Below are 24,226 nucleotides of genomic sequence, written 5' to 3'. Positions count from 1 at the left end.
ATGTACTGGATATATAACGTATTGCTCATATTCTATTGGATTGGCTTGATTCCGGTTATTTTATACCGACTTGCCTTTGAAGATGGATTTTATGAGCGTATCAAACAGAGTGCAGGCTATATGCCAGCTTCACTATTAAAGAAAATTGAAGGGCGTCGTGCTATTTGGATTCACGCCGCTTCTGTAGGGGAAATTGTGGCTACCAGTCCATTGGTAAAAGAAGTCAAAAAGGAGTTTCCTGAAGCTGTTGTGGTCGTGTCTGTAGTTACTGCTACTGGTCATGCTATGGCTCATCGTATCATTCCTGAAGCCGAAGGAATTATTTTCTTTCCCCTTGATTTACCATATTTAACTCGTAAAATTTTACATATTATTAAGCCGATTACTATTTTACTTGTAGAAACTGAAATCTGGCCAAATTTCTTGCGTATCGCCGAATCGGAAAATATTCCAGTTATGATGGTTAATGGACGCATTTCAGATCGCAGTATGAAACGTTATAAGTATATCAGTGCTTTTACGCGTGAAATGTTACGTTCTATTGAGCGTTTCTGCATGCAGTCCAAATTTGATGCGGCGTATATTGAAAGTTTAGGTGCTCATACACCTGATATTACCGTAACAGGTAATATGAAATACGATCAAACATATGCCACCGTATCATATGAAGAAAAACAAGCTCTTCTCGATGAATTTGGCTTTGGGAATAATCATCCTATCATTATTGCAGGTAGTACTCACAAAGGTGAAGAAGAGGCTATTTTTGAAACTTTCAAGCAAGTATTGAAAGCGTATCCACAAGCTCGTTTATTGATTGCACCTCGTGAGATTTATCGCGGTCATGATGTGCAAAATATTGCAAAGCGTTATGAATTGAGTGCTATTTGTCGTAGCGATATGAAGGAGCCTGTTCACGAAGGCATTCCCGTTGTTGTTTTAGATACCATTGGTGAACTTGGACGACTGTATAGCTTAGGCGATATTATCTTTGTTGGTGGTTCCCTTGTTAAAACTGGAGGCCATAATATTTTGGAACCAGCTGCACATGGTAAGCCAATTTTGGTTGGGCCTCATATGTTTAACTTTAAAGAAATTTTCGCCTTATTAAACTCTCGAAATGCTTGTGAGCAAGTGAAGAATGGAAAAGAGTTAACCGCTATGGTCTTGCGGTTATGTAATGATAGAGACTTGGCTAAAAAGATGGGGCAAAACTGCCTGGATATCATTAAAGAAAATCGTGGTGCTACGCGACGTAATACACAAGAGTTGCGTTTGCTATTTGAGAAACATCAAATTATTCCGTAGTAAGACTAAATTTGTAGATTAGTTTACTGTATTACATAATAGGAGGCGTCACCTATGAGTGGGGAAGCATTATTCAAATCCATCGTTAGTGGTGAAGATCAATCCGTATTAGGTGATATAGCTCGCTCCAGTTTAGGCCTTTTGAGTAAAGGTTATGAGAAAGCTGTATCAATACGCAATGCTCGATTTGATGAGGGTAAAGGCGTTACGAAAGTTATAGTGCCTGTAATCAGCGTTGGCAACATTACGGCTGGTGGTACTGGAAAAACACCGATGGTGCGATTTATTTGTGATGTGCTTACTCAGAAAGGCCTTCATCCTACTGTTCTTAGTCGTGGGTACCGTGCAGAAGATAATAACAAAAATATTATTATTTCTAAAGACGGAACAATGCTTGTAGAGCCATCTATCAGTGGTGATGAGGCTTGGTTACTGGCTAAGGTTTTACAAAAATCCAATGTAATTATTGGACGTGAACGTTCCAAATCTGCAGAAATCGCTATTAATGAGCTAGGTGCCGATTGTCTTATTATGGATGATGGCTTTCAACATCGTGCACTAGCAAGAGATATTGATATTGTACTAATCGATGCATCCAATCCGTTTGGCTATGAACATGTATTGCCACGGGGACTATTACGTGAACCCCTTAGTGGTTTACAGCGTGCGGATATTATCGTTCTTACTAAGGTTGATCAAGTAGCACCAGGTATTGTATCCGGCATTCGAAAGCGATTAACTCAGATGATTCCCAATATACCTGTCTATGAAACAACACATAAGCCGCAATTTATGTACACCTTAGATGAGTGGGCTAATGGTTCTGTTGGGGCTTCTGTAGATGCTTACAAGGAACAACGCATTATGGCTGTGAGTGGAATTGGAAACCCTCAATCCTTTACACAAACGTTAACTGATGTAGGGTATAACGTTGTTCATACCTTGCCATTTGGAGATCATCATGACTTTTCAAATGATGATGTAGTTGAGATTTGGAAACAAGCATTTGCTCATCAAGCTGATGCTATTTGCATTACAGAAAAGGATGCAGTTAAGTTAAGTCAGTTGCATGCAATTGAAGACTTGAAAATACCGATTCTGGTGCTATCTATAGGGATTGAATTTGTTTCTGGAAAACAAGAATTCATAGAAAATTTAGAGATTTAGTGTATAATAATAAGATACACGAATAACAGAAATGGGGTTTTATCGTGAAGTTTGGATGTGTTATTCCTGCGCGTTATGGTTCTACAAGATTACCGGGCAAACCATTAGCTGATATTGCAGGTAAACCTATGATTGAACGGGTTTATGCAAGGGTATCACAAGCTACAAAGACAGTATGTACAATTGTAGCCACTGATGATAACCGCGTATATTCTGCAGTACAACAGTTTGGGGGAACTGTTATGATGACAGATCCTAATCACCCTACAGGGACGGATCGATTAGCAGAGGTTGCGAGTCATTATACAGACTTGGATGTTGTTATCAATGTCCAAGGTGATGAACCGATGATTGATCCAAATCTTATTGATGACTTGGCACGTCTATTTGAGGAAGATCCAAACTTGCAGATGGCCACAGTAGCTACTCCTTTATTAGAGGAAGAGTACGAGGAGCCATCAGCGGTAAAGGTCATTTTAAATAATCGTAATGATGCGATGTATTTTTCTAGATCTTTAATCCCATATCCTCGCCATGATTTTGTGCGTCCGCCACTAAAACATATTGGCATCTATGCATATCGTAGAGAGTTTTTATTAAACTACGCTAAGATGGAGCCAACTCCGGCGGAGCGAACAGAATCTCTAGAACAATTACGTGCTCTAGAGAACGGTTATACAATTCGTGTTATTTTGACAAATAAACGATTTATCGGTGTTGATACACCTGAAGACTTAGCTCGTGTTAATGCAATTTACGAGCAAGAGGAGAAATAAATGAAAACAGTTCAAATTAAAGATATTACTGTGGGTGGCGGCAAGGGTTTATTTGTCCTTGCAGGTCCATGTGTTATTGAGGACTATGACCGCACATTAGCTATCGGTAAACGAGCAAAAGAGATATGCGAACGTTTAGGTGTTCCCTATATCTTTAAAGCTTCCTTTGATAAAGCTAATCGCTCTAGCTTTAACTCCTTCCGTGGACCAGGTCTTGAGGAAGGGTTAAAAATGCTTGCTTCTATTAAGAAGGAACTCAATGTGCCCGTTGTCAGTGACATTCACTCTATCGAGCAAATTGAACCTGCAGCTGAAGTATTAGATATTCTACAAATTCCAGCTTTTTTATGCCGTCAAACTGATCTTGTTTACGGCGCTGCTAAAACTGGTAAATGCGTAAATGTTAAAAAAGGTCAATTCATGGCTCCTAAGGACATGGAAAATGTTCTTAATAAAATGAAAGAAACAGGTAATGAAAATCTTATGCTTACCGAACGTGGTTTTAGCTTTGGTTATAATAATCTCGTAGTTGACATGAGATCCTTCCCAATTATGCGTTCTTTCGACTATCCAGTAATCTTTGATGCTACTCATAGCGTTCAATTACCAGGTGGTGCAGGGACTAAATCTAGTGGTAACCGTGAATTTGTACCAAATTTGGCACGTGCGGCTGTGGCTAGTGGCGTAGATGGGTTATTCTTTGAAGTACACGATAATCCTGAGGAAGCATTGTCTGATGGTCCTAATATGTTGTATTTAGATCAATTTGAAGCTGTGCTTCGTGATTTAGTAGCTATTGATAAAATCGTAAAAGGTTAGGGGCGGTATTTGTGACTATTTTAGAACAAGCGGCACAGGTGCTTCATGAGGAAGCTCGTGCTATTGAAGAATTAAGTTCTCGTTTGGATCACAATTTTGTAAATGCTGTAAATATGATTTTGGCTTGTAAGGGCCGTGTAGTATGTACAGGAATGGGAAAATCTGGTCATATTGGTCGTAAAATTGCGGCTACCTTGGCTAGTACAGGGACACCGGCACTTTTTATGCATCCTGGTGAAGGCGTGCATGGTGATCTTGGTATGATTACTGAAGATGATGTAGTGTTAGCCTTTTCTAATAGTGGTGAAACAGGAGAAATTATTAGTATTTTGCCGTCTCTGCGCCGCATAGGGGCTAAATTAATCTGTGTTGTAGGGAAACCAGAGTCTACATTAGCAAAAAATTCTGATATTGTATTGTTGGCAGAGGTAGAACGAGAAGCTTGCCCATTAGGTTTAGCACCTACTACAAGTACTACTGTTGCCCTAGCACTAGGTGATGCGTTAGCAGTATGTTTATTGGAACGCCATCATTTTACTCCAGAAAACTTTGCTGTATTCCATCCAGGTGGTTCCTTAGGTCGCAAATTATTGTTGACTGTAGAAAATATCATGCATGGTGGCGAGGATAATCCAACAGTATTTAAAGGGGCTACCGTTCGTGATGCACTTTTTGTAATGACAGAAAAAGGGTTAGGTGCTACAAATGTTATTGATGAAGAAGGACATTTGTTAGGTCTAGTGACTGATGGTGATGTTCGACGTGGACTTGATTCTGGCAGCAATTTTTTAGAATGGCCCGTAGAGGATATGATGACGTCTATGCCGCGTACGATTACAAAGGATAAATTGGCCGCAGAAGCGCTTCATTTGATGGAGAAAAATCAACCTCGCCCTATCACCGTATTACCTGTGGTTGATACTAATAATGTATGTCTTGGCATTGTTCACATTACCGATTTATTGCGTAGAGGCATTGTATAATGAATATTCAATGGATTGTTCTCGATGTTGATGGAGTTTTATCAGATGGCACTCTAATTTATACATCGACTGGAGAAGAGCTCAAAGCCTTTTCTGTAAAAGATGGTTTAGGCTTGACTGCGGCTCGTAAATCAGGGATAAAGCTAGCAATTATTACGGCTCGTGTATCTCCGATGGTAGAGCGCCGTGCGAAGGAGTTGCATTTTGATGAACTTCTTATGGGGCATGCTAATAAAACTGAAGCATTAAGAACTCTTTGTAAAAAACATCAAATCGACTTAGACTCGATTGCTTACATGGGGGATGATCTTAATGATTTAGGAGCTCTTCAACTCGTAGGTTTGCCGATGGCACCAAATAATGCGGTATTAGAGGTTAAATCAATAGCTAAATTTATTTCTACCGTCAATGGTGGACATGGTGCTGTTAGAGAGGCTGTAGAATATATCTTGAAGAATCAAGGTTTATGGGATTCTGTTGTTGCAGATTATGCGCAAGAGGCCCATGCTCATGGACAATAAAGGAGGTGGGCAGAATGAATAACGAATGGCAATACCATTTAGTTAAAGGCATTAGTTGGCTTGTTTGTCGACTACCATACAAGCTCATTTTGCTCATAGGCGCTTGTTTAGGTCCTGTATATGGGCTAATAGCGAAGAAGCAAAAGCTTAGAGGCATAAATAATATTAAAATTGGTATGAATATGAACGATCAAGAGGCGGAACAATTAATTAATAAGTTGTTCAAGAATCTTGGTCGAAGTGTTATGGAAGTATTATACATGCCAAACCTGACGAAATCCTTTATCAATAAACACATAGAGATGCGTGGTGTTGAACATTTAGAAAAGGCCATTGCTGAAGATAAGGGAGTTATCGTTCTTACTGGCCATGTAGGCAACTGGGAATGGATGGGGGCTGCTATGGCAGCTCATGGATATCCTTCCACTACAATTGTTAAGAAACAACCTAATGCTCAATTCACACGCCTTATGAATGAATATCGTGAGATGGTGGGGCTTGACGTATTTGCTAGTGGTGGCAACGAAATCGTTTCTGCTGCTAAGGCTTTAAAAAAGAAAAAACTACTTGGATTCTTAGCTGACCAAGATGGATATATAAATGGTTTACCAGTTCCGTTTTTGGGACAAGATTCATCAGCTGTTATGGGACCAGCAACATTTGCAAAGAAATTTGGCTCTCCTGTAGTACCTATTTTTGCATCTCGTAAGCCTGAAGGAGGACATATCGTTCATATCTTGCCAGCATTACATTATGAGGAAACTGGCGATGAAGATGTTGATATGTATCGTCTAACTGAAGCCTGTGTACGTGTTACGGAAGAATTTATTCGTGAACATCCAGATGAGTGGCTTTGGTTCCAACACCGTTGGATGACTAAGATGGATCAAATTATTGATTACGATAAGAAGATAGCTATACGGGAGAGAGCGCATGAAAAACAATAAAAAGTTAATTGCCATTGTGGTCGCTATAGTATTAGCTCTAATCGGTCTTATTGTATTTATTATGAAAGACTCTAATGAGGCTAATTCCACTCAAAATCAAAGTGGACAACTCGTTAATTTCCAAGGTGCGGACTTGCAAGAGGAAAAAGATGGCAAGCTAGTATGGGCATTATCGGCTGAGAAGATTGAATATGACCCGCGTACAAAAGCTATCGTTCTGACCAATTTGAAAGGTCTGTTCTATCAAGATGATGTGACTACTACGATTACAGCGCCTCATGCTGTCCTGACGGGCGATCGAAATTCTCTTGATATTGATCAAGGCGTTACTGCTACTAATACGGAAGGTGCAGAATTTAAAACTGAGGCCCTTCATTTTGATAACAAAACGAAAACATTGACATCTAAAACGGCTTTCACTTATAACAGTAAGGATGTAACCCTCACAGGGGACAAGCTTGAGGGCAATATGTCTTTAAAAATTATTAAAGCCATTGGACATGCGAAATTAACAAAGAAGTAATTGAGAGGAAATATGATGAATAAGAAAAAACAGATTGGTATGGCTATATTAGCTGTACTCATGACTGCATCTGTTACAGTTTGGGCTGCAAATGATCCGTTGACTATCAGCGCTGATACATTGTCTTATGATGGCAATTCAGGTCGTGCAGATGCAACAGGTAATGTTGTTATTACCCAAGCGGATAAAACTATGACTGGTGCCAAGGGTTGGTACAATACAAAAACTCAAGAAGCAAATCTTGATGGTGGTGTATCTATGATTGGTTCTGATATGGCCATGTCTGCTCAAGCGGTTCACAGTTACAATAATAATAAATTCACTGCTAATGGTAGCGTTCATTTACAACGTGCTGATCGCCAAATCTTTGGTGACAGTGTTGAGTATAATACTGACTCTGAATACGGTCTTGTTACAGGCAATGCCCGTTTGATTGCTGAAGGGACAACCTTAACCGGTGATAAGGTAGAAGGATGGATGAAGGAAGTTCGTGCTGTAGCGCAAGGTAATGTTACTTTCTCTAATCCCGAACGAAACGTGTCTGGTTCTGCTGACCGAGCTACATATACACAAACGCCAAACCAAAATGATGGAGTGGTACTCTTATCTGGTTCTGCGCATGCCGTTCAAAATGGTAATGTACTGAATGCACCGGAACTGAAAATTCGTTTAGCTGATGATTCTGCTGAAACATTAGGTGGACGTAGTACACTCGTCATTGTTCCGAATAAATAAGGATAATATATGTATATAGAAACCAAAAACTTAGTTAAAACCTTTAGCGGACGCAATGTGGTAGATGGTGTAAGTCTACGCGTTGATAAAGGCCAAGTTGTAGGTCTATTAGGGCCTAATGGGGCCGGTAAAACTACGTCATTTTATATGATTGTAGGCATTGAAAGACCAAGTTCTGGTATCATTACCGTTGATGGCAAGGATATAACAAATATTCCTATGTATAAGCGGGCGGCTGAAGGTATTGGATACTTACCGCAAGAGGCATCAATCTTTCGTTCCATGTCTGTAGAGGACAATATTCGTGCCATGCTACAGACTACGGCAAAAAAGCCTGATGAGATTGAAGCTATCGTGGAATCATTGATTGAAGAATTTCATATTGGACATGTCCGTGACCGTATGGGGATGCAATTATCTGGTGGTGAACGACGCCGTGTAGAAATTGCGCGTTGCCTCGCCTTAGAACCTAATTTCATCCTTCTTGATGAACCTTTTGCAGGTGTCGATCCAATTGCGGTTGCTGATATTCAGCAAATTATCTTACACGTTAAGAACCGCGGTATTGGTATCTTGATTACAGACCATAATGTTCGCGAAACATTGGGGATTGTAGATAAGGCTTATATTTTGAGTAATGGTAAAATCCTCCTAGAGGGTACCCCTGATGAAATTGCGAATGATCCAATCGCTCGTGAACATTATTTAGGGGATAACTTTAAATTATAGGAGGGGCTATGCGATTATTAGATAAATATATTTTAAAAGCTTTTGTAGGCCCATTCCTATTTGGGGTTTTTGCTTTTACTAGTATTTTTATTGGTACAGGCACATTGTTTAGGATTGCTCAATATATTACTGAATATGGAGCGCCATTGTTGCTTGTCATGCAAGCATTTGTCTTGGCTTTACCAAGTATTGTTATCTTAACATTCCCAATGTCGGTTTTATTGGCTTCTCTTATGACCTTTAGTCGTTTGAGTAGCACTAGTGAAATCGTTGTTATGCGTGCTGGTGGACTAAGCTTTTTACGCTTGGCCATGCCCGTATATATCATTGCACTCATCATTTCCATTGGGGCTGTAGCATTTAATGAATTTGTTGTGCCTCGTACAAATCATATGTATCAAACGATTGTGCGCGAACAAATTATGAAAAATGCATCACCTCAAACACAAAATCATATTGTGTTAAAAACGATGAATGGTGACGAGCTAGGCACATTGCTGTATGCTAAGAGCTATGATGCTGAAACCAAACAGTTGTCCATGATTACGGTTCAACAATTTGGGGAGGGCGGCAAGTTACAACAAGTTGAAAATGCTGATACAGCTATCTGGAATGGTCAATATTGGGTGATGCAGAATGGTATCATCTATGATCTATCAGCTGGTAATGGTGTTGAACGTACCATGAAATTTAAGGAGCAATCCTTGCCGATTAAGTCTGCCCCAAAAGATATTCAACAAGATCAACGTAAACCTGAGGAATTAACGATTAAGGAGTTACGTCATCAAATCAGAGCTTATAAGGCTGCTTATACTAATGCTAATAAACTTGAAATGGAAATGTACCAACGTTTTACAATTCCGTTGGCAAGTTTTGTATTTGCTCTTGTAGGTGCACCTTTAGGCCTTCAAAAACAACGTTCTAGTTCATCTATCGGCTTTGGTATTAGTATTCTTATCATCTTTATTTATTATGGGGTGATGACCTTTGCTGGTGCCTTAGGGAAAGGTGGAGCATTGCCAACCGTATTAGCTGCATTAATACCGGATACATTAGGTATTATTGCAGGGTTGTATTTGAATTGGCGCGTATCGAAATAACAGATTGTATTCTTAGGAGAAAGGAGGGACATGATGTTAGTAGGTGTCAAAATCTTAATAATTATCGCTCTTATGGGTGGTCTCATTGCTTACATGGGGGATAAGCTAGGCACTAAAATTGGTAAACGTCGTATGTCCCTCTTTGGATTACGACCTAAGCACACATCTATTATAGTTACTATTGTGACAGGCCTTTTGGTTGCAGCAGCTACAGTTGGGGTATTAACCTTTACGTCTCAAAGTGTGCGAACCGCATTGTTCGGTATGGATCAGTTGCGAGCTGATATAAAGCAGCTGAATAATGAGGTTGCTGCAAAGACGCAAGAACTGATTCGTGGGCAGGCTTTGTTAGAACAAAATAAACAAGAGCTTGAAGAACGGATGGCTGAGATCGAACAAATTCGCCGTGAAGTAGAGGCTACAAAAGCTGAATTGGCGAGTGCACAAGCTGCTAAAGACGCAACAGAAGCCGAATTGGCATCTTTACAAGCCTCTTATGCAGAGGTGTCTCAAAAGGTAGCTGAGCTTGAAGCAACACGTGCTAAGATGGAAGCGCATATTAAGAATCTACAAAATACACAAGAACAATTGCAGAATGGCATCATTCATTTACGGGAAGGAACCATTCTCTTCCAAGTAGATCAGCTATTAGCACAAGCTGTTGTACGACCTGGTTTAAGTGAAGAAGATAGTAATAATGCTATTAAACATATTATCGATGATACAAATAAACTTGTTTTACGTCGCTTAGGTATAGAAGATAATGGTCAATCCGTTGTGTATGTAGATCGACAAAATGTTGAGGTAGCTACTCAAAAGCTAATCAATTCCAAGACTCCTATGGTGGTTCAAGTTGTGGCAGCCGGAAATATTATTTCAGGTGAACCTGCAGTTGCAGTTATTCAAGTATATCCACAACAATTTATCTATAAAAATGGAGAGGTAATTCACTCTACGGTAATTGATGGGGGTACTAATGCTCAATCGTCTATGCTTCAATTCTTGAAACAAGTAAATGAGCGTGCTAAGGCAAAGGGGATTATTCCTGATTCCTTATCAGGTGATATTGGAACGATACCTGGTGATGATTTGTTTACAGCTATTAAAAGAATAAGTACTATGCGTGGCAAGGTTCATGTGGAAGCTTATACTGATGGAGATACATATTCATCTGGTCCTGTTCACCTCAAGTTGCGTATTACTCAAATGCCAGATTTCAATGATAAGGCAAAAATGCAAACTAATTAATATAATGAAGGTATGCTGTTTTCATACATTATAAAAGAAGGTCTTATGTAATTTTCAACATAAGACCTTCTTTTTATGTTAAAATATAACTACTGTACTTACAAAGGGGATAATCAAATGACTGAAAATACATATATTTTAGCAGTGGATCCAGGAAATGAGAAAACTGGCGTAGCTATACTCTCACCTTCCGGTGAGATGATATGCCGTAAAATTATTTCTTCAAATACTTTCAATAAAGATATTGAGCGTATTTTAACTGAATATTATGGTATTGTTCATATTGTTTGTGGAAATGGTACAAATCATAAACATTTGTATCCTTCGCTTCAACAAATTGGACGTAATCATAAAATTACAACTAGTTTAATCGACGAATCTCATAGTACAGAGGAGGCCCGTAAATTATATTGGCAATATAATCCTCCTACAGGGTGGCGCAAGATTATTCCTACATCTATGCAATTTCCACCAGAACCTGTAGATGATTTGACGGCTCTCGTTATTGGATTGCGCTATACGAAGCAGTTAGCTCAGAACGAAGCGGCAATCAAAGAAGAAACTATGAGTTCAAGTGAGTTAGAAGAGAAAAGATTACATGCTATGGAGCAGTTATACGGAAAAGGAGATAATCATGACAAGTGAAACTTCAACGCGTAACTGGTCAAATCTTATTATGCGCTGTGTAATGATGATTCTAGGCGCCCTAATATATACGGTGGGCTTAGATTTGTTTTTAGTACCAAATAGCATCATCGACGGCGGTATAGTTGGTATCTCTTTGATGGCTGCGGAACTATCAGGTATTTCCTTTAGTATTTTCGTAGTACTTTTCAACTTACCCTTTTTATATTTAGGCTATAAAGTAATTGGTAAAGGATTTACCTTGTCTACTTTGTTCTCTATTATATGGATGGCAATATTTTCTACCATTGCACACCGCTTTACACCTATTACAACTGACCCATTTTTAGGGGCAATCTTTGGTGGTATAATCTTAGGTATTGGAGTAGGGCTTATTATTCGTAATGGTGGCTCATTAGATGGATCTGAAATCGTAGCTATTATCTTTGATAAACGGTCCACCTTTTCTGTAGGCGAAATTGTAATGGCCATGAATTTAGTTATTCTTGGAGCAGCGGGCTTTGTATATAGTTGGAATAGTGCCATGTATTCCTTAATTGCTTATTTTATTGCTTATAAGATGATTGATGTGACCATCACTGGACTTGAAGAATCTAAAGGGGTTATGATTATTACCGATGCAGATAATTCCAAGATTATTGCTGATGCATTAAATGCTAATCTTAATCGTGGTGTTACTATTATGTATGGAGAAGGCGGGTATTTAAAACAACCGAAACATGTATTATATTCTGTAGTAACGCGGCTAGAAATTACAAGATTAAAGGATACCGTTTATGAAGTAGATCCTACAGCATTTATTACGATCCAAGACGTACATGATGTCTTTGGTGGGAGATTTACGAAAGGTGGTCATTAAGAGGAAACTATGAGTAATAAATTAGGTAGTACAATAGTAAAAGAAATATTAGATTGGATTTATGCTATTGCATTGGCATTAATCATTGCTATGGTAATTCATATTTTCTTGATTCAACCTACTAGAGTGTCTGGGGAATCAATGGATGATACATTACATAATGGACAATATTTGATTGTTACCAAATGGCATCATATTATGAATGATATGCCCGAATATGGACAAATCGTTATTATTGATAGTCGTGTTAATCGTGTTCGTACATGGGTGGATGATGTAAAAGAACCACTGATGAACTATGCATCTGTTTTTAATAAATCCGCTCAAACAAATGATGTATGGGTAAAACGTGTAATAGGTAGACCTGGTGATGTACTAGAGTTTAAAGATGGTTATGTATGGCGTAATGGAGAAAAATTACAAGAACCATATACAAAAGATACAAAAATGAATTATACTCGGTCTACACCTGTAACAGTTCCTGAAGGTCATGTATTTGTAATGGGGGATAATCGCAATCACTCTAGTGATAGTCGGTTTATCGGACCAGTTCCTGTTGATCATATTTTAGGATTTGTTTCTTATGCAATTTAATAATCGTGAAAGCCTATCTATGATGTTTTTCATCGTAGATAGGCTTTTTTATAAGTTAAGAAGGATTAAGTTACGTTGTATCTTGTGAAATGTATACTAAATAAAATTTACCGAGACTGCTAGGTTGAATCTAAATATATCACTTAGTTATCTTATAAAAAATAAACAATTCAAATATATAAATTAACTATATTTATTATATGATTTATATTTAATAAGTAATAATTATTAAATTTATGGATGTAGATAATAAAATTATCTATTATTTTAGTCTATAAAATGAAATTTTGTAAAATTAAATTTTTAAAAATACAGTAAAAATCTATGTTTTTAGGATAATTTTTATTCATGAAAGAAATTTCATAAGATTTAGTTGTGTAAAATGCTTTACAAAGTTTTGGGGTGGTGGTATATTCACATCAACAGAAAGGCTACGCTACAAAGAAGTGGAGCTAAGATAGATAATTTAGTTGAGGAAACATGGACACTCCTAATACATCTTTCATAGTGATACTACTTATGTAGTGAATGTCTTCTGCAAATATAAATTCTTATTTATAAGAAAGAAGGAATTCATTATGAAAAAACAATTCGCAACAATGTTAGCAGCAACAGCAGTGTTAGGTGTAACAACAGCATTTGCTGCAAATCCATTCTCCGATGTAACTCCAGACAGCTGGGCATACCAAGCAGTATCCCAATTGGCACAAGCTGGTATTGTTAATGGTTATCCAGATGGCACTTTCAAAGGCCAAAACAACATCACTCGTTATGAAATGGCTCAAATGGTAGCTAAAGCTATGGCTAACCAAGACCGTGCTAACGCTGAACAACAAGCTATGATTAACCGCTTGGCAGATGAGTTCTCTAACGAGTTGAACAACCTCGGAGTTCGAGTATCTCGCTTAGAAGACCGTGTAGGTAATGTAAAGGTAACTGGTGATGCTCGTATCCGTTATCAAGGTTCTGAAGACAAAGGTGTTTACAAAGCTAATAGTAAATCTTTAACTGACGGCCGTGCACGTGTACAATTCAATGCTAATGTAAATGATAAAACACAAGCAGTTGTTCGTGTAAAAGGTAATTACGAATTTGGTGACTCTACTAAAGGTTCTCAAGCAACAATCGATCGTGCTTACGTAGATCACAAATTTGGTAGCAACGTATCTGCTAAAGCTGGTCGTTTCCAACAAACAATTGGTGGCGGTTTGATGTACGATGATACATTTGATGGTGCACAATTGAACGTAGGTAATGATAAAGTTCAAGTACAAGGTGCGTATGGTTATATGATTGATGGTGCTGCTGATGGCAACTCCAAATCTGATAACCCATCTGTATCCTATGTAGGCTTAAAAGGTAAAGTTGGTAAAGAATCCTCCGTTGGTGGTTTCTACTCCAGATTATCTAGCGGCAACTTGAACCATAATGGTGTAACAGTTAATTCCGATAAACAAGATGTTTACGGTTTCAATGCGGACTTCCGTAAAAATAAATTGTGGGCTGGCGGTGAATGGTTGAAAGCTTCCAACGTAGATAATTCTCAAGCTTGGACAGCAGGTCTTGGCTATGGTAACTACGACATCGCTAAAAAAGGTACATGGGATGTGAAAGGTCAATACTTCAACCAAAAAGCTAATGCACCAATCGTAAGTTCCACTTGGGATCAAGCATATGATTTAACAAATACATCTAATGGTTACAAAGGTTACATGGCTAGCGTAGACTACGCAGTACAAGATAACGTAGGTTTATCCGCAGGTTATGGCTTCAACTCTAAAGACCAAAGCGGTAATGATCTTTCCGATTTCTATCGTGCAGAATTAAATTACAAATTCTAATTCCCTCACAAACAAAAAAAGACTTCTTCGGAAGTCTTTTTTTGTTGCATAAAAGTATTATGAATTATTTTATATATAATAGTATATATATAGTAAAATGTTTTATAAATACATAATATTAAAAGTAATCGAATAATTTAGTGGTTATCAAGAATTATATCCCTTATATTGTAGGATATATTTATAAAATCTTTCTGTATAGAAAGATAAATTTCTTATTAATTATATATATATTAATAAGTTTAACTTAATGAAAAATATAATAAAAATTCTCAATTAATAGAAAAGGATATAAAATTAAATTTTTTTATGAAAAAAATTATATCCTATAAAACTAGATAAAATCTAACTTAGCAAGCATTTTAAGTTATAAAAACAAGATAATGAGAACACAATTGAGAAAAAAGGGTTTACACGAAAAAGTGGTTGTGCTAATATCACCGTACGAGAAGTAGCAAACACATGAAATGAAGAACTTCGATGTAGAATGTGGCGAGGAAACGTGGACACTCCCAAAGATTCTTAATCTGAAGAACTGAGTAGAATGTGAATGTTATGACTTGTAACATTTTATTTTCTATTTTTTTCAGAAAGAAGGAATTCAACTATGAAAAAACAATTCGCAGCAATCTTTGCAGCAACAGCAGTATTGGGTGTAACTACTGCATTCGCAGCTAACCCATTCTCCGACGTAACTCCAGATTCTTGGGCATACCAAGCAGTTTCTCAATTGGCTAACGCTGGTGTTATCAATGGTTACCCAGATGGTACTTTCAAAGGCCAAAATAACATCACTCGTTACGAAATGGCTCAAATGGTAGCTAAAGCTATGGCTAATCAAGACCGCGCTAACGCTGAACAACAAGCTATGATCAACCGTTTGGCTGATGAATTCTCCAACGAATTGAACAACTTGGGCGTTCGTGTAGCTCGCTTGGAAGACCGCGTTGGTAATGTAAAAGTTACTGGTGATGCTCGTCTTCGTTACAAAGATGCTGAACATGCTAAATCCAAATTTGACGCTCGTGCACGTGTACAATTCAACGCAAAAGTAAACGATCGTACAGACGCTGTAGTTCGTTTGACTTCTGGTAACTTCGAATTAGGCAATTCTGAAAATGAAGATAAAGCAGATGCTACAATTGACCGCGCTTATGTAAACCATAAATTCGGCGAACGCGTATCCGCTAAAGCTGGTCGTTTCGGTCAATCCTTCGGTGGCGGCTTGATGTTCGACGGCACATTCGACGGTGCTCAATTGAATGTTGGCAACGATAAAATTAATGTACAAGCTGCATACGGTTACATGGTATCCGGTGATAATGGTAGAATTGTTGCCAATAATACCAATGGTAACGAATTAACAAAAGATCAAAATGTAACTAACACATATATTGGTTTAACTGGTAAAGTAGGTAAACACACTATGGTAGGCGGTTTCTACGACCGTGTAAATCAAGATACTGATAATGGTTACAAAAACATCTATGGCTTCAATGCTGATGCTAACTTCGACAAAGTTTGGGTTGGTGGCGAATGGTTGAAAGATTCCCATGTAGACGACTCTCAAGCTTGGACTGCAGGTCTTGGCTTTGGTAACTACGACATCAAAAAAGCAGGTACTTGGGGCGTAAAAGGTCAATACTTCAACCAAAAGAAAAATGCACCAATTGTAGATACTACTTATAATCAATTCTACACTACAGATGCTAAAGGTTGGATGGCTTCCGTTGACTATGCATTGCAAAATAACGTTGGTTTATCTGCTAACTATGGTTTCGACTGGAAAACTCAAGATGGTACTGACAAAGGTGACTTTTACCGTGCAGACCTTAACTACAAATTCTAATTTGATAGTTAATTATATGAAAGAGACTTCTTCGGGAGTCTCTTTTTTGTGTTTAATATAAAGTTAAATGAAAATTATATGAAGTGTTTATTATAGTGTTTTATTAATATTATACAATTGATTAAGAAATAATAATTAATTGATAATAGAGGATTTTGCATTTAATGAAAGTTTTATGACTATACTTTCTAATCATTATTAGAGTTCTTACCGCTAATTTCTATCTATATAGCCACTATTAATGGTATAATAAAGAGTATTTAAAATTTTTATAAAGGAGGCAAACATGAATCCTTCTTTTTCTCATATTAAAATGGTTGCCATCGATTGTGATGAAACCTTGGTACGCAGTGATAATACTGTATCTGACTATACAGTAGATGTGTTACATCGTTTACAGCAAAGGGGCATCGTTGTTACCATTGCTACGGGACGGATGTATCAAACGGCAAAGCCTATTGGTTCTGCTTTAAAGCTTGGTAATGTACCCATGATTTTGTTCTCTGGAGGACTCATTCAAGAATTAGAAACAGGGTGTAAACTATTTGAGCAGACCGTTTCTGTTGAGGCTGTACAGCGTATTTATGAATTAGCAAAACAATATGATTGGCATATACAATCCTATATAGATGATCATTTGCTATGTCATCATAAAACATGGCAGTCCGATCTCTATGAAGTTCAAACGGGAGCGAAAGTAGAGTTTTTAGGTGATGGCTTATATACTTTAGAGTCTGAACCAAATAAGCTAATCGCTATTGATACAGTAGAGGGGATTGATCAAATTATTGATACTTTGACTCCTGAAGTGGGCGATTTGGTTAATCTAGTTCGTAGCCAAAAAGACTTTTTAGAAATCGTTGCCCTTAATGTGTCAAAGGGGCGTGCTTTGACACAACTAGCTTTAGATAATCATATTAGTTTAGAACATATCGTTTCTTTTGGTAATGCAGAAAATGATATTTCTATGCTACGTAAAACAGGTTACTCTGTAGCTGTTGAAAACGCTACAGATCATGTAAAATCTGTGGCTCATACAATTTGTGGCCATCATAATGACGATGGAGTAGCCCATTGGATTGAAGATAATCTTTTATAATGGAGTAAAACTATGGAAGCATTTCGTTTGTTAATAGTTACAGGTATGTCAGGTGCCGGCAAAACTCAAGTATTGCAAGCTTTAGAAGATATGGGGTATTTATGTATTGATAATATTCCCCCTGTGCTGATTCCTAAATTAAGTGAAATTTGCCGACAAGGTGGAGAACGGACTAATCGCGTTGCTCTTGTTGTAGATATTCGGGGGGGCGAATTTTTTGAAGCTCTTTCTTCATCTTTAGATACATTAAAAGATATGAAGGTAGATTTTGAAATTGTATTTATGGATGCTACAGATGAGACTTTGATTCGTCGATATAAGGAAAGTCGACGGAGTCATCCATTGGCTCCTAATGGGCTAATTACAACAGGGCTAAAAAAAGAACGCCAAATTCTTAACTCTGTGCGCCATAAAGCAGATTTTATTATTGATACCACTAATATGAAGACGGCTAGCTTGAAAGAGTATTTAAAAACGCGCTTTGCTCAAGTTGATGAAGCTCATGGTATGGCGATTACTGTAGTGAGCTTTGGTTTTAAGTATGGTATTCCTCTCGATGCAGATATGGTATGGGATGTTCGTTTTCTACCTAATCCATTTTATATTCCTGAGTTTCGTCATAAAACAGGTCGTGTGAAAGCAGTGAATGAATATATCCATTCCTTTGAAGTAACCGAGGAATTTAAAAAACGTTACTTTGATACCATGGACTTCCTTGTACCAAATTATGAACAAGAAGGGAAATCTCAGTTTATTGTGGCAGTAGGTTGCACAGGTGGTATGCATAGATCTGTAGCTATGGCAGAGGCTCTATACTCCCACTTGTTAGAAAAAGGATATCGTGTAACTGTTGAACATAGAGATATGATGAAAAATAATGTAGAAGAAGATTATAATCCTCATGAAATTATAACACTTGATAACTAGGTAGGGGGGATTATGTTGCGAAAAGGATGGTTCCGGTGGCTAATTCCGGGTCTAAATATAAAACGTTGGCTTGCCCTATTTAGTTGTGGTGTAGGTCTTTTAATTATTGGTATTTCTTTGATTTTTAACTATCAATGGCTTGCGGTTCTTGAAGATATTGTACTTGCCTTTTCCTATAATATGACGGGCTTTTACAATTATAATGTACTCATTGCTGTAGGGACTGTAGTATTATCGATTGGTGCTGTATTAATGCTCATCGGTACGAGTAAAGTTATTAAAACGATTATTCGTGCGGTACTACCTAATCCTGACAGCAAGGTATCGGATATTATTTTTCAAAATATCCGACTCGATAAGGGCCCAAAAATTGTAGTAATCGGTGGTGGTACGGGCTTATCAAATTTATTGCGTGGTTTAAAATCACATACATCAAACCTATCTGCGATTGTAACTGTCGCTGATGATGGAGGTTCTTCTGGTCGCTTGCGAGAAGACTTTCAAATGATAGCTCCTGGTGATTTGCGAAACTGTTTAGTATCATTAGCTGAACAAGAAGGAGTAATGGAGAACTTATTCCGTTATCGTTTCGATGGTGAAAATGAGCTTTCTGGGCACAGTTTTGGTAATCTCTTTATCACTGCGCTTGCTCAAGTTTATGATGGAGATATTGAAGAAGCTCTTGAAGCGGCTAGTAAATTGTTGCGTGTCCGTGGTCGTGTAATTCCTTCCTCTACAGAGTTCATTAAATTGCGTGCAGAGATGACAGATGGCACTATTGTAGAAGGTGAAAGTAATATACCACACTCGGGTAAACGAATTCGTCATATCTATAGTGATCCAGCATTGCCTAAGCCAGAGGGGGCTGCATTACGTGCCATTGATGAAGCGGATGTAATTATTTTAGGTCCTGGTAGTTTATATACAAGCATTATCCCAAATTTACTAACCGATAAGTTGGCCTCTCATGTACGTGCCAGTAAGGCTAATAAAATCTATATTGCTAATGTTATGACACAACCGGGTGAAACCACAGGCTACACATTAAATGATCATGTAGAGGCTTTAATTGCTCATGGCGGAGAAGGAATTATAGATACTGTTCTTGCCAATGATGGGCCGTTGCCAATTCAAATGGTTGAACAATATAGTGCTGTAGGATCTGAACCATTGGTATTAGATACTAAGAAGTTACAAGACAAAGGAATCCGCACTATACGAGCTACCTTAATTAACCCTCAAAAACCAGCTGTTCACGATCCTGAACGGTTAGGTAAAGTTATTATGGATATCATTCATGCTATGCAATCTAACACTGAACCGCATATCTTGGAATATTATCTTCAACGAGATGATCATTAATGAGAAGGGATGTCCATGTCATTTGCAGAAGATGTAAAAAATGAATTATGCCAATATGAAGCCTCTAATGATGCAGATGTGGCCATGAAAATTGAAGCGTCTTGCTTATTGCGTATGAGCGGATCTATCATTTTGGGGATGAAAGGTGCCGTTGGCATTCGTTTGGCTACGGCTAATAATGCAGTAGCTCGTCGGTTGCTTGGGATTTTGAAAAAGCAATACGAATTACCTACAAATGTATTAGTACGACAAGGTTTAAACCTGCGTAAAAAAAATATGTATACGCTCTCTGTGGAACCTTCTATAGAGGGGAGACGGGCTTTAGAGGATCTCGCTTTATGGCCTGTAACCGAACAAATTCCTCGCAGTTGGCTCAAATCAATGGAAGCACGACGTGCCTTTTTAAGGGGAGCTTTTTTAGGGGGAGGCTCTGTTAATAAACCACAAAGTGATTACCATCTTGAGTTTATGACGGGAAACGAGATTTTTGCGAGGGAAATTATCCATGTATTACGGCTTTTTCACATTCATGCAGGCTTAACGGAGCGGAAGGAAGAGTATGTAGTATATCTTAAAGAAGGGGATGCAGTAACAAATTGTTTGCAAATCATGGGTGCTCAATCGGCGCTTATGGAATTTGAAAATGTGCGGATTATGAAAACCGTACGGAATCAAATTAATCGTCAAGTCAACTGTGAGACTGCAAATTTACAGAAGGTTGTGGATGCAGCAGTTCGTCAGGTAAAAGCAATCCGTATTATTGATAGAGAAATCGGCATTGAAGAATTACCAGAAAAGTTGCGCGTCGTTGCAAGACTTCGATGGGAGAATCCTGAAGCGAGTTTAAAAGAACTTGAAGAGTTGATGGAGGGGAAACTATCTAAATCTGGAATTGGCCATCGACTAAAGAAGATTGAAGCATTAGCACTTACGTATGACCCATTGGGGCTCGAAGAAGTATAGAGGTAATAATATATGTTTTCCTATAAATCAAGATATTGTGTAGCTGCGGCTATGGCCGCCATGGCTGCCCTTACAGGCCATGTAGAAGCTCGTGATATAGATTTACAATCAATTGGATATTTTCAGTTTTCTCCGTTGCCACCATCGTTGGTGTCTCAAACGGATACATTGCTCCTATCAGATAGTCCTGAATATGTAGGACCTGTAGGAGGTACGTTAAGTGCAGGTACAATTAATGGCAATGGTCGTATCTATTTCTATCATGTAAATGAAATGGATTTACCTCACAAGATTGCTATCGTCTTAGAAAACCAAACGGCTTATCCAACTTCAGTACATGTCATGAGACAATTAAAATCTGTAGCTACACCTGATTATTTTGCAGCAGGTCGTGATTTGTCTCGAAAGGATTTGGAGCAACCTCTTAATGAAAGCCCAGATGCAAGACCATTATATTCTCTTAGCATTCCACCACAAGGGCGCCAATTAATCTTTAGTGACTTAGAAAATACACCGGTAAATCGAGATGCATTATTTACGGGTATTGTAGATATTAAAACAGAAGGGCCTATATTTGCGCGTGTTATGATGCTGCCTATGGGGATGGACCCCGTAGATGCGTCACATTGGGTGAAAAATCTTCCCATAGATGAAATACAATTGCGCGGTACCTATACTGGTGCTAAACGTAATATGGAGGTTGCTACACCATTCGACACCGCTTTAGGTGGTGCCTTTGTAGAAATTGGTAATGACCGAGAAGATACGTTTATTAATGGTGTAGACGAAATGCAAAATAAAGCATTTGTTCGAGATCGTGGTAACTATGGCGTATCATATACGCTAAAAATTCCTACTAAGGGTAATGAACCGTTTAGACTGTATTTTAACCCTCTTGGGGGACCTTATTCTGGTTCCTTTACGATAAAAACATTACATCAACAAGGTGCTAGAAGGGGACAGACAGATACACGGACTTATCACATTGGTGGTGCAGATGGTATTTCCGCATTAGGGGAAGGTACTATATTAGATAGCCGTCTTTTAGGGAACTATAATGCGGGCGATTTATTAACGTTAAACTTTATGCCAGCTGGTGCATCGAATTTGCCAATTCGTTTCTTGTTGATTCCTGAATCTCTTGCAAATCCACAAAAACATCAAACCATTGCTGTTAATGTACCGAAAGATGTTAAAGATATCTTAGGGCACCCAACTCAAGGGGGGACACAAATACCTGTAGGTCCTGTAGGGGGGAAAGATGGAGATAAAGGGACAGTAGATACTAAAAAATCTACTGTTGAAAGTCCAGCTAAACGGGCAGAAAAAATTGCTCATGAAGAAACTAAAAAGATGAGCGATAAAGCTGCAGCAGATGTAAAAAAAGAAGCGCAACTTAAAAAAGCAAAAGACGAGAAAGAAGCCTTAGCTCGTAAAAAAGCCGAAGAGGCTCGACTAGCTGCAGAAAAAGCTGAAATGTTGCGAAAGGCTGCAGAGGCCAAGCATGCTGAAATTGAGCGCAAGATGGCTGAAAAAGCCGAAGCAGAGCGTAAAGCAGAGGAAGCTCGAAAGGCGGAAGCGGCTCGTAAAGCTGAAATGGCACGTATCGAGGCAGCGAGAAAAGCGGAAGCGGATCGACTAGAGGCGGCTCGTAAAGCAGAAGAAGCTCGACTAGCAGCGGAAGCAAAACGTCTTGAAGAAGAACGTAGAATTGAAGCTGCTCGTATTGAGGCCGCACGCAAAGCGGAGGAAGAAAGAAAAGCGGCCGAAGCTAAGGCTCGCTTTGAAGCGCAACGAGCAGCAGAAAAAGCTGCTTTAGAAGCCAAAAAGGCCGAAGAGGAACGCTTGGCTGCTGAGGCTAGAGTTCGTTTAGAAGCACAACGTAAAGCTGAGCAGGAAGCATTGGAAGCAAGACGTGCCGAAGAAGCTCGTAAAGCAACAGAAGCGAAAGCTGCTTTAGAAGCACAACGTGCTGCCGAGCAAGCCGCTCTTGAAGCGAAGCGCCAAGAAGACGCTCGTAGAGCGGCAGAGGCTAAGGCTGCTTTGGAAGCACAACAAATGGAAGCCGCAAGAAAAGCAGAAGAGGCTCGTCGTGCGGAGGAAGCGCGTAGAGCAGAAGAAGCTCGAATTGAAGCGGAACGTAAAGCTGAGGCCGCTCGCGTAGCAGCAGAAGCAAAACGAGCAGAGGACGCACGCAAAGCTGAAGCAGCTCGAATTGAAGCAGCGCGTAAAGCTGAACAAGCTCGTTTAGCAGCAGAAGCACGTAGAGCAGAAGAAGCTCGGAAAGCAGAAGCAGTTAGACTTGAGGCACAACGTAGAGCTGAACAGGAACGTCTTGAAGCTGCGCGCCGTGCAGAAGAAGCTCGAATTGTTGCAGAGGCTAAACGTGCTGAAGAAGCGCGTAGAGCCGAAGAAGCTCGCCGCATAGAAGAAACAAGACGTGCCGAAGAGGCTCGTAAAGCAGAGGAGGCCCGCTTAGCGGCAGAAGCTCGTAAGGCAGAGCAAGAGCGACTTGCTGCAGAACGAGCTGAAGCAGAACGTCAAGCCGCAGAGGCACGACGTATTGCTGAGGAACGATATAAAGCGCAACTAGAAGCAGAGCGTAAAGCTGAAGCTGCTCGTCAACAAGCGTTGGCTCAAGCTGAAATCGAGCGTAAAGCAAAAGAGCGTGCTGAAGCTATTCAACGTGTCCGAGATCAACAAGAGAGTGCTCGTCGTCGTGCAGAACTTGCACGTCAACAACTTGAAGCCGAACGTAAGGCTGCTCAAGCATCTAAGAGGACTCCTTCCTTCAGTGAACTTGATGATATTCATGGGGATACATCAAATGTAACTATTCCAAATGCTGTATCCATTGATGAGTTGACAAAACCTAGACCGACTGCATCTCAAAATACACGTCGTCGTGAGCAACGTCAACCTCAATTGTCGCCAAATCAGCAATATGTGCAGATAGATCCTGTAGCGAATGAGCCGCAACAAGATCAAATGCCATATACTCCACAAAATGAACAGCAAAATGATGAAGAAAACCCACCAAGATTATATCCATTAGGTTAAGACCCTTAATTTCTAAAAAAAATTTTAGATTAAAGTTTAAGATATAGAAGTGGATTAATAGCTGTTTAAATATAGAGAGGACAAGCAATTTTATATGCTTGTCCTCTTTTTAAAATCCATATGAATTTTGTGTTTTACATTGACTTTCAAAGGTGGATTCAGTACAATAAATAA

The 24,226-nt window shown here is 38.9% G+C and carries 22 protein-coding genes; all 22 read left to right on the top strand.

Annotation, left to right across the window (positions count from 1 at the left end; genetic code table 11):
* The 22 genes from HMPREF0874_RS09465 to HMPREF0874_RS09360 all read left to right on the top strand — a co-directional run bounded on the left by HMPREF0874_RS09465 (window position 1) and on the right by HMPREF0874_RS09360 (window position 24,052).
* Complete coding sequence (locus HMPREF0874_RS09465; RefSeq protein WP_004695490.1) at window positions 1-1,305, top strand: 3-deoxy-D-manno-octulosonic acid transferase; 1,305 nt, start codon at window positions 1-3, stop codon at window positions 1,303-1,305.
* Between the two features lie 54 nt (window positions 1,306-1,359).
* Complete coding sequence (gene lpxK / locus HMPREF0874_RS09460) at window positions 1,360-2,472, top strand: tetraacyldisaccharide 4'-kinase (protein ID WP_039965499.1); 1,113 nt, start codon at window positions 1,360-1,362, stop codon at window positions 2,470-2,472.
* A gap of 44 nt (window positions 2,473-2,516) precedes the next feature.
* Window positions 2,517-3,248, top strand: a complete 732-nt coding sequence (kdsB, locus tag HMPREF0874_RS09455) for a 3-deoxy-manno-octulosonate cytidylyltransferase (RefSeq protein WP_004698512.1) — start codon at window positions 2,517-2,519, stop codon at window positions 3,246-3,248.
* The gene (gene kdsA, locus HMPREF0874_RS09450) at window positions 3,249-4,067 is read left to right on the top strand and encodes a 3-deoxy-8-phosphooctulonate synthase (protein ID WP_008603443.1); all 819 of its coding nucleotides are present in this window, start codon (window positions 3,249-3,251) and stop codon (window positions 4,065-4,067) included. It abuts the gene before it with no gap.
* Between the two features lie 11 nt (window positions 4,068-4,078).
* Window positions 4,079-5,050 carry an SIS domain-containing protein gene (locus HMPREF0874_RS09445; RefSeq protein WP_004695498.1) on the top strand — a complete coding sequence of 324 codons (972 nt, stop codon included), beginning with the start codon at window positions 4,079-4,081 and terminating at the stop codon, window positions 5,048-5,050.
* Window positions 5,050-5,571, top strand: a complete 522-nt coding sequence (locus HMPREF0874_RS09440) for an HAD family hydrolase (protein WP_008603441.1) — start codon at window positions 5,050-5,052, stop codon at window positions 5,569-5,571. Before HMPREF0874_RS09445 ends, HMPREF0874_RS09440 begins: the two co-directional genes overlap by 1 nt.
* Before the next feature lie 14 nt (window positions 5,572-5,585).
* Complete coding sequence (locus HMPREF0874_RS09435) at window positions 5,586-6,518, top strand: lysophospholipid acyltransferase family protein (RefSeq protein WP_004698446.1); 933 nt, start codon at window positions 5,586-5,588, stop codon at window positions 6,516-6,518.
* The gene (gene lptC / locus HMPREF0874_RS09430; RefSeq protein WP_004698432.1) at window positions 6,505-7,041 is read left to right on the top strand and encodes an LPS export ABC transporter periplasmic protein LptC; all 537 of its coding nucleotides are present in this window, start codon (window positions 6,505-6,507) and stop codon (window positions 7,039-7,041) included. The genes HMPREF0874_RS09435 and lptC overlap by 14 nt, the downstream gene beginning before the upstream one ends.
* Window positions 7,042-7,053: 12 nt before the next feature.
* On the top strand, window positions 7,054-7,776 hold the full coding sequence (locus HMPREF0874_RS09425) for an LptA/OstA family protein (protein WP_008603439.1): 723 nt from the start codon (window positions 7,054-7,056) through the stop codon (window positions 7,774-7,776).
* A gap of 9 nt (window positions 7,777-7,785) precedes the next feature.
* The gene (lptB, locus tag HMPREF0874_RS09420) at window positions 7,786-8,505 is read left to right on the top strand and encodes an LPS export ABC transporter ATP-binding protein (protein WP_008603437.1); all 720 of its coding nucleotides are present in this window, start codon (window positions 7,786-7,788) and stop codon (window positions 8,503-8,505) included.
* An 8-nt stretch (window positions 8,506-8,513) separates the two neighbouring features.
* The gene (locus tag HMPREF0874_RS09415; RefSeq protein WP_008603435.1) at window positions 8,514-9,605 is read left to right on the top strand and encodes an LptF/LptG family permease; all 1,092 of its coding nucleotides are present in this window, start codon (window positions 8,514-8,516) and stop codon (window positions 9,603-9,605) included.
* A gap of 33 nt (window positions 9,606-9,638) precedes the next feature.
* Entirely contained in the window at window positions 9,639-10,853 is a 1,215-nt protein-coding gene (locus HMPREF0874_RS09410) for a DUF3084 domain-containing protein (RefSeq protein ID WP_039965495.1), read from the top strand.
* A 117-nt stretch (window positions 10,854-10,970) separates the two neighbouring features.
* A complete protein-coding gene (locus HMPREF0874_RS09405; RefSeq protein WP_008603431.1) occupies window positions 10,971-11,498 on the top strand; it encodes a hypothetical protein in 528 nt (175 codons plus the stop codon).
* Window positions 11,488-12,357: a YitT family protein gene (locus HMPREF0874_RS09400; protein ID WP_039965494.1), complete on the top strand. Its 870-nt coding sequence runs from the start codon at window positions 11,488-11,490 to the stop codon at window positions 12,355-12,357. The genes HMPREF0874_RS09405 and HMPREF0874_RS09400 overlap by 11 nt, the downstream gene beginning before the upstream one ends.
* A gap of 9 nt (window positions 12,358-12,366) precedes the next feature.
* A complete protein-coding gene (gene lepB / locus HMPREF0874_RS09395; RefSeq protein ID WP_008603428.1) occupies window positions 12,367-12,951 on the top strand; it encodes a signal peptidase I in 585 nt (194 codons plus the stop codon).
* A gap of 578 nt (window positions 12,952-13,529) precedes the next feature.
* Window positions 13,530-14,792 (top strand): S-layer homology domain-containing protein, encoded by a 1,263-nt coding sequence (locus HMPREF0874_RS09390; RefSeq protein WP_004695518.1) that lies wholly within the window; start codon window positions 13,530-13,532, stop codon window positions 14,790-14,792.
* A gap of 607 nt (window positions 14,793-15,399) precedes the next feature.
* Complete coding sequence (locus HMPREF0874_RS09385) at window positions 15,400-16,641, top strand: putative porin (protein WP_004698453.1); 1,242 nt, start codon at window positions 15,400-15,402, stop codon at window positions 16,639-16,641.
* 286 nt (window positions 16,642-16,927) lie between these two features.
* Complete coding sequence (locus HMPREF0874_RS09380) at window positions 16,928-17,740, top strand: Cof-type HAD-IIB family hydrolase (RefSeq protein WP_008603424.1); 813 nt, start codon at window positions 16,928-16,930, stop codon at window positions 17,738-17,740.
* A 12-nt stretch (window positions 17,741-17,752) separates the two neighbouring features.
* Entirely contained in the window at window positions 17,753-18,667 is a 915-nt protein-coding gene (gene rapZ / locus HMPREF0874_RS09375) for an RNase adapter RapZ (RefSeq protein ID WP_004695526.1), read from the top strand.
* A gap of 12 nt (window positions 18,668-18,679) precedes the next feature.
* A complete protein-coding gene (gene yvcK / locus HMPREF0874_RS09370) occupies window positions 18,680-20,029 on the top strand; it encodes a gluconeogenesis factor YvcK family protein (RefSeq protein ID WP_004698495.1) in 1,350 nt (449 codons plus the stop codon).
* A 15-nt stretch (window positions 20,030-20,044) separates the two neighbouring features.
* Complete coding sequence (gene whiA, locus HMPREF0874_RS09365) at window positions 20,045-20,992, top strand: DNA-binding protein WhiA (protein ID WP_004698478.1); 948 nt, start codon at window positions 20,045-20,047, stop codon at window positions 20,990-20,992.
* Window positions 20,993-21,004: 12 nt separating this feature from the next.
* Window positions 21,005-24,052 carry an ATPase gene (locus HMPREF0874_RS09360; protein WP_008603421.1) on the top strand — a complete coding sequence of 1,016 codons (3,048 nt, stop codon included), beginning with the start codon at window positions 21,005-21,007 and terminating at the stop codon, window positions 24,050-24,052.
* The last annotated feature ends 174 nt before the right edge of the window (window positions 24,053-24,226 follow it).

The sequence above is a fragment of the Veillonella sp. 6_1_27 genome (genome assembly GCF_000163735.1).
GTDB classification, from domain to species: domain Bacteria; phylum Bacillota; class Negativicutes; order Veillonellales; family Veillonellaceae; genus Veillonella; species Veillonella parvula_A.
This window is presented reverse-complemented; position numbering and strand designations above follow the sequence as displayed.